Raw genomic sequence first — 9966 nt, 5'->3', positions numbered from 1 at the left:
TATGGGGAGGGGGCGGGTCGGGCGGGGTTGACCGGGTCGGGGGGCGGACATAGCGTCGCGGGTGGGTGAGCGGGCGCTTAGGAGGTTGGTGTGGCGGGTGTCGGGGACGGGCGGTTGACGGGGGAGGGGGCGCCGTTCGCCGTCGAGGGTGGGGTGTACGTCGGGGGGCCGAGGACTCTGCGGGAGTTCGTGGAGGTGACGTGGGCCTTCGGGGAGCGGGTGTTCCTCGTGGCCGACGGGCGGCGGGTGACGTACCGGGAGTTCTTCGACGCGGCTTGTGGGCTGGCGCGGAGGTTCGTGGGGGAGTACGGGCTGCGGCCGGGGGACCGGGCCGTCGTGGCGATGAGGAATCTGCCCGAGTGGCACGTGGCGTTCTGGGCGGCGCAGCTCGCGGGGCTGGTCGCGGTGCCGATGAACGCGTGGTGGACCGAGGACGAGTTCGCGTACGCGCTCGACGACTGCGCGCCGGGGGTGCTGCTCGTCGACGGGGAGCGGGTGGAGCGGGTCCGGGGGTGGGCGAAGCGGAACGGCGTGCCCGGGATCGTGTTCGAGGGGGAGGCCGAGGAGGGGTTCGTCGCGTACGTCGTCGACGACGATCCGTTCCTCGGGCCGCCTGCCGTCGACGTCCTTCCCGAGCAGGACGCGACGATCATCTACACCTCCGGGACGACCGGGCGGCCCAAGGGGGCCGTCGCGACGCATCTCGCGCAGGCGGGGGCCGCGATGAACCCGCGGTACTTCGCGGCCGCGGCGGCGCTCGCGCGCGGGGAGGTGCCGGGGACGGGGCCGGCGATCGTGTCGCTGACGACGTTTCCGTTCTTTCACGTGGCGGCGTTCACGTCGTTCTACGCCGTGATGGCGGCCGGCGGGACGCTGGTGATGATGCGGAAGTGGGACGCCGGGCTCGCCCTCGATCTGATCGCGCGGGAGGGCGTGACGCATTACGCCGGGGTGCCGACGACCGCGCTGCAGTTGTTGGAGCTCGCGCGGAGGACCGGGGACCCGCTGGAGAGCCTGACGTTGCTGAGTACCGGAGGTGCCGCCGCACCGCCCGGGATCGTCGCGGGGATCACGGAGGGGTACGGGGAGCGGATCCAGCCGCGCAACGGGTACGGGCTGACGGAGACGTGCGGTGGGGTGATGGCGAACGCGGGAGCCGAGTACCGGGCGCATCCGGGGAGCGTGGGGCGGCCGTCACCGGTGACCGAGGTGCGCGTCGACGGTCCGGACGCGGACGGTGTGGGGGAGTTGTGGCTGCGCGGGCAGTGCCTGATCCGCGGGTACTGGCGGAACGAGGAGGCCACGCGGGCGGCCTTCACGGAGGACGGGTGGTTCAGGACCGGGGACCTCGCCGTCGTCGACGAGGACGGGCGGGTGAGTGTGGTCGACCGGATCACCGACATGGTGATCAGGGGCGGCGAGAACGTGTACTGCGTCGAGGTGGAGGGGGCGCTGCACGAGCACCCGGATGTGGTCGACGCCGCCGTGCTCGGGGTTCCGCACCCGCTGCTCGGCGAGGAGGTCGTGGCCGTGGTGCGGCTGCGTGCCGGGGCGGACACCGACGTCGAGCGGCTGCGGGCGCATGTGGGGGCGCGCCTGGCCGCGTTCAAGGTGCCCGCCCGGATTCTCGTACGGGAGGGGGAGCTGCCGCGGAACCCGACCGGGAAGGTCCTGAAGCGGGAGCTGAGGGAGGGGTTCGGCGACGCGGGAAGGTCCTGAGGGCAGGGTCTGCGGGCCTGCGGGCTGAGGGGTCTGCGGGGCCGCGGGCCTGCTGGGTCCGCGGGGCCGCGGGTCTGCTGGGGCCGCGGGTCTGCTGGGTCTGCGGTGCCTGCAAGGCCTGTTCGGTGGCGGGTGGGCCGTCGGAGGAGGGTCAGCGGCGGGTGATGCGGACGCGGTAGGCGCCGGTGGCGTCCTCGTCGAGGACGGTGATGCGGATGCCGTTGGTGCGGTCGGTGAAGGTCTCGCCGGGGGTGTAGGGGGCGTCGGAGAGTTCGGCGTGGACGTTGGCGCGGCGGGTGCAGCCGCCGCTGGCGTGGTCGCTGTCGGAGACGGTGATGGGGCCGTGGCCGGTGTCGACGTCGGATTCGACGCGGTAGACGAGGACGCCCTGCTCGCAGACGGCCTCGTCGTTGCCGTCCTTGCTGCGGACCTCGACGGCGTAGCCGGAGGTGCCGGAGAGGGGGACGAAGGCGAGCTTGGGGCCGCCGGGGACGGCGAGGGGGGTGAGGGTGTAGTCACCGCTGCCGGGGCCGGAGACGCAGCTGACCTGGTCGTTGTCGAGCCAGCCGAGCTTCCACTTGTGCCAGCCGAGCAGGTCGTTGTTGGCGCCCCAGTCCTCGGACATGATGTCCCAGTGGCCGACGGTGCCGCCGCCGTCCGAGGTGTAGAGGTCGGGCAGGCCGAAGACGTGGCCGTTCTCGTGGGGCAGCACGCGGTAGCCGGTCTCGGCGAAGCTGCCGGAGCCGTCGTCCTGGCGGCTGTAGACGAAGGACGTGTTGGCGAGCGGCACGCCGTCGGCGTAGGGGGCGTCGTCGTTGCCGGAGAAGGTCACGGACAGGACGGTGTCGAGTGCGGAGGGGCCGGCGTTCGGCGTGACCAGGATGTTGACCAGGTCGTAGGCGCTGAAGTCGACCAGCGGGTCGGCCGCCTTCACGATGTCCTCGACGAGGGAGCGGTAGCCCGGCTCGTACGGTGAGCCGCGCTCGATCCCGTACGCGGAGAACGCCTTGGGCATCCGCAGCCAGTCGGGTATCGGGACCTCGGCCTGGTAGTGGAGGCGCCCGTACGAGCTGGTGCGGAACCAGTCGGAGGTCTGCGGGAAGAACTCGCGGAAGCGTTCGGTCGCGGTGCCGTCGCCGGGGGCGTCCGGGAAGTCGATCATCAGGTTGAGGGCCCTGACCTGGCCCGTGGAGCGGACGTATCCGGGGGCGGTGGGCAGCCCCTCCGACATCTGCACGCCCATCGTGGTCGCGATGCGGCACGGCCCCAGCTGGGCGCCGCCGGGCGCGGCGGCCACCGGTCCGGCCGTCGCCGGGGCGGGGCCGGGGAGGGTGGTGCTCGCGGAGGCGAGCAGCGTGAGGGAGAGGGCCGTGATCGCCGCCAGGGCGACGGGTCTGCGTATCCGTCGGCGGGGGTGCTGCATACGGGCGCCTCTCCGGTGGGGGCAGGTCTGCGGCGCGGGCCTTCCGCGGGTCCGCGTCGTGCGATCAGCCTGGGGCGGGTGGCGCCGGGGCGCGCGCCGGGTGATCCGATCGTGGGTATTCCGCGGAGGCCCGGAGGTGTGGCCCAGGTCACATCGAAGTGGGGAAATAACCGGGGACGGTGTCCCCGTTTAACCCTGTGTTCAGCGAAGTGGGGAATCCTTCCCCGGATGTTCCGAGTGAGTGTGAGGAGGCCGTGGCGTGACCAGCACCGCCGACACCGCGCCCGCCCGCCGCGTACCCCGCCCGCGGGCCGACGCCCTGCGCAACCGCGAGCGGATCGTGACGACGGCCCGCGAGATGTTCGTCGAGTTCGGCTCCCAGGTGCCGTACGACGAGATCGCGCGCCGGGCCGGCGTCGGGAACGCCACGCTCTACCGGAACTTCCCCGAGCGCGCCGACCTCGTCCACGAGGTCGTCCTCTCGCTGATGGCCCGGGTCACCGAGCTCGCCGAGCGGGCCGCAGAGGAGGAGGACGACACCTTCGCCGCCCTCCGCCGCTTCAGCCACGGCGCGGCCGACGAGCGCGTCGGGGCCCTGTGTCCGATGCTCGACGGCGCCTTCGACAAGGACCATCCCGATCTGATCGCCGAGCGCGAGCGCCTGGAGGAGGCCGTGCAGGGCCTCGTCGACCGGGCGCAGCGGGCCGGCCGACTCCGTACCGACGTGGGGGTGGGCGACCTGATGGTGGCGCTCTCCCAGCTGACCCGCCCGCTGCCCGGATCGGGCTGCGGGGCCTTCGACCAGTTCGTCCACCGTCACCTGCAGCTGTTCCTCGACGGCCTGGAGACACCCGCCCGCTCCGAACTTCCCGGAAAGGCCGCGACCCTGGAGGACCTGAGACGCGACTCCTGCGCGCCGCCGACATCGTGACCGATGCGACCGGGCGGCCCGTGTGACCGAGTGGACCGAGTGGACCGCGTGACCGAGTGGACCGCGTGGCTCGTGTGGCCGAGTGGCCCGTGTGACCGGCGTGACCGGCGTGACGGTCACGGCCGTGGCCGACGCGACCGTGACCGTCACGGCCGCCCGGCCGACGCGACCGCCACGGCCGACGTGACCACCCGATAGGGCCCGCCGACTCACGGCACCACCCGAACTTTCAGACCGTTTTTCCCCGTACGCGCCAAGAGGTGGCTACACCCATGCCGAAAATCCCCGAGACCACCGCGATCCAGGCCGATCCCGGCCGCTGGAAAGCCCTGATCTTCATCGCCCTCGCCCAGCTGATGGTCGTGCTCGACGCGACGATCGTGAACATCGCCCTGCCCTCCGCCCAGCAGGACCTCGGCATCTCGGACGGCAACCGGCAGTGGGTCATCACGGCCTACGCCCTCGCCTTCGGCGGCCTGCTCCTGTTCGGTGGCCGCATCGCCGACCTGTGGGGCCGCAAGCGGACCTTCGTCACCGGTCTGATCGGCTTCGCCGCCGCCTCCGCCCTCGGCGGTGCCGCGACGGGCGAGGCGATGATGCTCGGTGCCCGCGCGCTCCAGGGCGCCTTCGGCGCGCTCCTCGCGCCCGCCGCGCTGTCGCTGCTCGCCGTGACCTTCACCGACGCCAAGGAGCGCGCGAAGGCGTTCGGCATCTACGGCGCGATCGCCGGTGGCGGCGGCGCCGTGGGCCTGATCCTCGGCGGTTTCCTCACCGAGTACCTGAACTGGCGCTGGACGTTCTTCGTCAACATCCCGTTCGCCGTGGTCGCCGCCGTCGGCGCGTACCTCGTCGTCCGTGAGCCGGCCGCCGGCCGCAACCGCTCGCCGCTCGACATCCCCGGCGTGGTCCTCTCCACCCTCGGCCTGGTCGCGCTCGTGTACGGCTTCACGCGCGCCGAGTCCGCGGGCTGGGGCGACACCGGCACGATCGCCCTGTTCGTCGGCTCCGGCGTGCTGCTGATCCTGTTCGTCCTCACCGAGTACCTGGTCAAGTCGCCGCTGCTGCCGCTGCGCGTCGTGACCGACCGCAACCGCGGCGGTGTCTACCTGTCGCTGGGTCTCGCCGTCATCGCGATGTTCGGCCTGTTCCTCTTCCTGACGTACTACCTCCAGGTCGTGAAGGGGTACTCGCCGGTCAAGACGGGCTTCGCGTTCCTGCCCATGATCGTGGGCATGATCGTCGGCTCGACGCAGATCGGTACGCGGCTGATGACCCGGGTCCCGCCGCGGCTGCTCATGGCGCCCGGCTTCCTGACCGCCGGCGTCGGCATGCTGCTCCTGACGCAGCTGGAGATCGGCACCTCGTACGCCGGTCTGATCCTGCCCGCGCAGCTGCTGCTCGGCCTGGGCATGGGCACGGCGTTCATGCCGGCCATGTCGCTCGCGACGCTCGGCGTGGACCCGCGGGACGCCGGTGTCGCCTCCGCGATGGTGAACACCTCGCAGCAGGTCGGCGGCGCCATCGGTACGGCCCTGCTGAACACGATCGCCGCCTCGGCGACCACCGCCTACCTGGCGGACCACGCGGCGGGCGCGACCACTCCGGCCGCGCAGAAGCTGGTCCAGCTCCAAGGCATGGTCGAGGGTTACGCCGCGGCCATCTGGTGGGCGGTCGGCATCCTGGCCCTCTCGGCCGCGATCGCCTTCGTGCTCATCAACACCGGCAAGCCGGGCTCCTCGGCCGTCGCCGGGTCCGGTGCGGACGCGGACGACGAGGTGAAGATCCCGGTCGTCGCCCACTGACCGCCGCGCGCACGCAGCCTGCCCTGGTTCCGCTTCGTCAGCGGGGCCAGGGCGGTTCTGTGTCCGGGTTCCGCTTCGTCAGCGGAGCCAGGGCAGGTCCGCGTCCGCGTCCGTCGGTTCGAGGCCTTCGGCCATGACGCGCATGATCGTGCCGAGCTGTTTCACCTGTTCGGGGGAGAGCCGGTCGAAGAGGGCCTGGCGTACCGCCGCCACGTGGCCGGGGGCGTTGCGCCGGAGGACCTCGGTGCCCTCGTCCGTGAGCCGGGCGAACTGGCCGCGCTTGTCGGAGGGGCAGTTCTCGCGGCGGACCCAGCCGTTCTTCTCCAGGCGGGCGACGGCGTGGGAGAGGCGGGATCGGGTGATCTTGGCGCTCTTGGCCAGCTCGGTCATCCGCAGCCGGCGGCGCGGGGCCTGGGAGAGCTGGACGAGGAGTCCGTAGTAGATGTGCGGCATCCCGGCGTCGCGCTGCAACTGGCGGTCGAGGTGGTCCTCCAGGAGCGTGGTGGCGTGCAGGTAGGCGCGCCAGACGTGCTGCTCCTCGTCGGTGAGCCAGCGGGGCTCGGTCATGTCTCCCATGGTGCCCATCGTACGACTCATCCTTGAAAGTTGAACTATATCGAGTTACGGTGTGCGGACAGTTAGCTTGAAGTTTCAAGAACCTAGAAGTCGGAACCCAGAAGTCGGAGGTCGCCGCCATGGACGCCATGGACGTCACGCCGGAACGGATGCCCGCCCTGTACCTGTCGCACGGCGCGCCGCCGCTCGCCGACGACCCCGTCTGGCCCGGCGAACTCGCCGCGTGGTCCGCGAACCTGCCGCGCCCCAAGGCGATCCTCATGGTCTCCGCCCACTGGGAGGAGGCCCCGCTCGCGCTCGGCGCCACCGAGACCGTGCCGCTGGTCTACGACTTCTGGGGCTTCCCCGAGCACTACTACCGCGTCCGGTACGCGGCCCCCGGCGCCCCGCGGCTCGCCGAGGCCGTCCGCAAACTGCTCCGCGCGCCCGGCACGCCCGTCCAGGACATCCCCGACCGGGGGCTCGACCACGGCGCCTACGTGCCGCTCGTCGAGATGTACCCGGGCGCCGACATCCCCGTACTCCAGATCTCCATGCCCACCCTGGACCCGCGCCGCCTCATGGACATCGGACGCAAGCTCGCGCCGCTCCGCGACGAGGGCGTCCTCATCGTCGGCAGCGGGTTCTTCACCCACAACCTCGCCGCGCTGCGGCACACCGGCGGCGGGGTGCCCGGCTGGTCCGCGGAGTTCGACGCCTGGGGCGACGAGGCGCTCGCCGCGCGGGACGTCGACGCGCTCCTCGACTTCGAGCACAAGTCGCCCGCGGGACGCCTCGCACATCCGCGCACGGAGCACTTCGCCCCGCTGTTCGTGACGATGGGCGCGGCGGACGAGGCGGGCGACCTCGACGCGGAGCGGTCGGTGATCGACGGCTTCTGGATGGGGCTCGCGAAGCGGTCCGTGCAGTTCGGCTGAGCCGCCTCAGAACACCGGCGGGTTCAGCTCCACCGAGCGGACGGCGGCGGCCAGCGCACGCGGACCGCCCACGTCGAGCGCCGTGTCGGCGAACTTGATCGTGTGGTCGTCGCCGTGCGCCGCCGCCCGGCCGAAGACCTCCTCGGGGGTGAGCGAGGTCGCGGCGTACGGGGCCGCCTCCGACGGCGTGTACGCGGCGGTGACGGCGGCCGCCGCCGACCAGGCCGCCGCCAGGCTCGGCGCCCACAGCTCGCGCGGCAGCGCCGGCAGGGCGCGCAGGACCGCGTTCGGCGCGGTCGCCGCGTGCACGAGCATGACCGGCTCGCCGTGGCCGTGCGTCGCGTACCGGTGCGTCGCCGCCGTCACCAGCTCCGCGAGCAGCGCCTTCGCCGCGTCCGGGCCGGACGCCGCACCCCACCCAGGGAACGCCGTGAGCTGTGCGAGCCGGGCCCGGATCCCGCCCTGCTGCTCCGGAACCGGCGGTACGGCGTCCAGGGCGGCAGCCGCGGACGAGGCCGGGGCCAACGGGCCGAGCGGCGGAAGCGGCTGGTGGCGGGCGGCCCAGTAACCGAGCGCGTGCGCCAGCTCGGCGCGGCGCGGGGCCGTCTCCTCCGTCGTCAGCAGGGTCCGTACGGCGTGCCCCGTGCGGATCACCGGATGCGTCGCGCCGCCCGCGATGCCCGGAAGCAGCCGGGGCCACCATTCGGCCAGAACCTCCCGCCAGGGGCGCTCCTCCAGCTCCCGGGTGAGGAAACGGGTCCAGTCCGTGATCCGCGACGGGTCGCCGAGCGCCTCCCGCCAGCTGTCGACGGTCACCGGGAGGCGTGCGGGCGGCGCCTCCTCCAGTTTCGGCGCGTAATGGTCGAGCCAGCGGTGCACGGTGGGGGCCTGCCCGTGGCGGACGAGCGCCTCCACGGCCATGGGGGCGTGGTTGGAGAGCCAGCCGTCGCGTTCGGGTCCCGTGCTGTGGAGCCGTTCGAGGGCCTCGTCGAGGGTGCCGCTGGTGTCGTTCATGGGGCCGACCGTGGTGTCGTTCATGGGGCCGACCGTAGGGCGGGGGCCCGGCCGGCCGTAACGGGCCGCAGGCCTAGGTCGAAGGGCGGAGGCAACCGCCGACCGTGCCGCGGCGTCTGAAGGGATGACGCCGCATGTGATCGCGGTCTCACCGACGGCGTGGTCGGGAGCCCCCGCGAGAGGCGCCGAATCACCCTCCGTGCCCGGCCTGACCTGCACCTCCGTGGGTGCCGGCGGCATGCCCGAGCGGGCGGCGGCCGCGCAGGATACTGCATGATCGCGAAAATCCATGTGTCGGGTGGGAATTCTGTCCTGATTCCAGTCGTTGTTTCCGTCGGATGCAGGGCACCCGGAAGGGTGTCGCGACCTACTCAGCAAGGGAGCACGCATGGCAACCCGTGCCGTCGCCCGTCGTCAGACCTCCGCCACGAGCGGAGCCGCACGGGCAAGCAGCGTTCGCGCCGTGGGCGGGGAGATCGCCGACCGCGACCTGGTCGGCATGTACCTCGACGAGATCGCGCGCACGCCCCTGCTCGACGCCGCCAAGGAAGTCGAGCTCTCCCAGACGATCGAGGCGGGCGTCTACGCCCAGCAGATCCTCGACGGAGAAGTGGAGACCGAGGCGGGCGGCGCGACCCGTGAGGAGCTCGAGGCGCTGGTCGCCGAGGGCGAGCGTGCCAAGGACCTCTTCATCAAGTCCAACCTGCGGCTCGTGGTGGCCGTGGCGCGGCGCTACCCGCGCAGCGGGCTGCCGCTGCTCGACCTGATCCAGGAAGGGAACGCGGGCCTCGTGCGCGCGGTCGAGAAGTTCGACTACGCCAAGGGCTTCAAGTTCTCCACATATGCCACGTGGTGGATCCGCCAGGCCATCACCCGGTCCATAGCGGACCAGTCCCGCACGATCCGCCTCCCCGTCCACCTGGTCGAGGAACTGGGCCGCATCCGGCGCGTGCAGCGCGAGTTCAACCGCGAGAACGGGCGCGAGCCCGAGCCCGCGGAAGTCGCCGCCGAACTCGGATCGACCCCGGAGCGCGTCACCGACGTCCTGGACTGGGCCCGCGACCCCGTCTCCCTGAACATGTCCGTCGACGACCAGGGCGAGACCCAGTTCGGCGACCTCCTCGAAGACACCTCCGCGATCTCGCCCGAACAGTCCGTGCTCACCCTGCTCCGCAGCGAAGAACTCGACGACCTCATCGACAAGCTCGACCACCGCACCGCGTCCATCATCCGCATGCGCTACGGCATCGAGGACGGCCGCGAGCGCACGCTCACCGAGGTCGGCAAGCAGCACGGCCTCACCCGTGAGCGCATCCGCCAGATCGAAAAGCACGCCCTCCTCGAACTCAAGAAAATGGCCCGCGACACCGGCTTCGACGCGGTGGCCTAAGAGCGGCCGGCACCCCGGACCCTCCACCCCTCGGGCCCTCGGTCCCTCCGCCCACGCGGGCCGCGCCCCGCCGCCTGGGCCTTCGCCCGTTGCCGTGTGGGCTGCCATGCCGCACCTCCGTGTGGGCAATCGTCCCGCTGGGGCGGGACGGGTGGGCACACGGGACGGCGCCCCTTGGCGGCGCCTCCGCCCCC

The 9966-nt window shown here is 72.3% G+C and carries 8 protein-coding genes; 5 read left to right on the top strand and 3 right to left on the bottom strand.

Going from position 1 to position 9966, the window contains the following annotated elements; genetic code table 11:
- The first annotated feature begins 90 nt into the window (after positions 1-90).
- Positions 91-1719 (top strand): class I adenylate-forming enzyme family protein, encoded by a 1629-nt coding sequence (locus OO54_RS40095; RefSeq protein WP_033212478.1) that lies wholly within the window; start codon positions 91-93, stop codon positions 1717-1719.
- 151 nt (positions 1720-1870) lie between these two features.
- Here the strand turns inward: OO54_RS40095 and OO54_RS40090 are convergent, their stop codons facing one another.
- A complete protein-coding gene (locus OO54_RS40090; RefSeq protein ID WP_033212475.1) occupies positions 1871-3142 on the bottom strand; it encodes a M6 family metalloprotease domain-containing protein in 1272 nt (423 codons plus the stop codon).
- Between the two features lie 259 nt (positions 3143-3401).
- On the opposite strand from OO54_RS40090, the gene OO54_RS40085 reads away from it, so the two are divergent.
- Together OO54_RS40085 and OO54_RS40080 are read left to right on the top strand one after the other, a co-directional pair.
- A complete protein-coding gene (locus OO54_RS40085; protein ID WP_033212473.1) occupies positions 3402-4073 on the top strand; it encodes a TetR/AcrR family transcriptional regulator in 672 nt (223 codons plus the stop codon).
- A 272-nt stretch (positions 4074-4345) separates the two neighbouring features.
- Complete coding sequence (locus OO54_RS40080) at positions 4346-5875, top strand: MFS transporter (RefSeq protein ID WP_033212470.1); 1530 nt, start codon at positions 4346-4348, stop codon at positions 5873-5875.
- A gap of 78 nt (positions 5876-5953) precedes the next feature.
- Here the strand turns inward: OO54_RS40080 and OO54_RS40075 are convergent, their stop codons facing one another.
- Positions 5954-6460: a MarR family winged helix-turn-helix transcriptional regulator gene (locus OO54_RS40075; RefSeq protein ID WP_033212468.1), complete on the bottom strand. Its 507-nt coding sequence runs from the start codon at positions 6458-6460 to the stop codon at positions 5954-5956.
- A gap of 119 nt (positions 6461-6579) precedes the next feature.
- Here OO54_RS40075 and OO54_RS40070 point away from each other — a divergent pair, with 119 nt between their 5' ends.
- Positions 6580-7368: a dioxygenase family protein gene (locus OO54_RS40070; RefSeq protein ID WP_033212480.1), complete on the top strand. Its 789-nt coding sequence runs from the start codon at positions 6580-6582 to the stop codon at positions 7366-7368.
- 6 nt (positions 7369-7374) lie between these two features.
- Here the strand turns inward: OO54_RS40070 and OO54_RS40065 are convergent, their stop codons facing one another.
- Positions 7375-8406, bottom strand: coding sequence for a questin oxidase family protein (locus OO54_RS40065; RefSeq protein WP_033212466.1), 1032 nt, complete (start codon positions 8404-8406; stop codon positions 7375-7377).
- A 364-nt stretch (positions 8407-8770) separates the two neighbouring features.
- On the opposite strand from OO54_RS40065, the gene OO54_RS40060 reads away from it, so the two are divergent.
- On the top strand, positions 8771-9772 hold the full coding sequence (locus tag OO54_RS40060; protein ID WP_017241069.1) for a sigma-70 family RNA polymerase sigma factor: 1002 nt from the start codon (positions 8771-8773) through the stop codon (positions 9770-9772).
- Positions 9773-9966: the final 194 nt, after the last annotated feature.

The organism is Streptomyces wedmorensis (assembly GCF_000716445.1).
GTDB classification, from domain to species: Bacteria; Actinomycetota; Actinomycetes; order Streptomycetales; family Streptomycetaceae; genus Streptomyces; species Streptomyces wedmorensis.
This window is presented reverse-complemented; position numbering and strand designations above follow the sequence as displayed.

What these genes read in the sequence shown, in the direction of transcription:
- OO54_RS40070 (WP_033212480.1), top strand. Translation starts at nt 6,580, where the DNA reads ATGGACGTCACGCCGGAACGGATGCCCGCCCTGTACCTGTCGCACGGC.
- OO54_RS40060 (WP_017241069.1), top strand. Translation starts at nt 8,771, where the DNA reads ATGGCAACCCGTGCCGTCGCCCGTCGTCAGACCTCCGCCACGAGCGGA.
- OO54_RS40075 (WP_033212468.1), bottom strand. Translation starts at nt 6,460, where the DNA reads ATGGGCACCATGGGAGACATGACCGAGCCCCGCTGGCTCACCGACGAG.
- OO54_RS40065 (WP_033212466.1), bottom strand. Translation starts at nt 8,406, where the DNA reads ATGAACGACACCACGGTCGGCCCCATGAACGACACCAGCGGCACCCTC.
- OO54_RS40080 (WP_033212470.1), top strand. Translation starts at nt 4,346, where the DNA reads ATGCCGAAAATCCCCGAGACCACCGCGATCCAGGCCGATCCCGGCCGC.
- OO54_RS40090 (WP_033212475.1), bottom strand. Translation starts at nt 3,142, where the DNA reads ATGCAGCACCCCCGCCGACGGATACGCAGACCCGTCGCCCTGGCGGCG.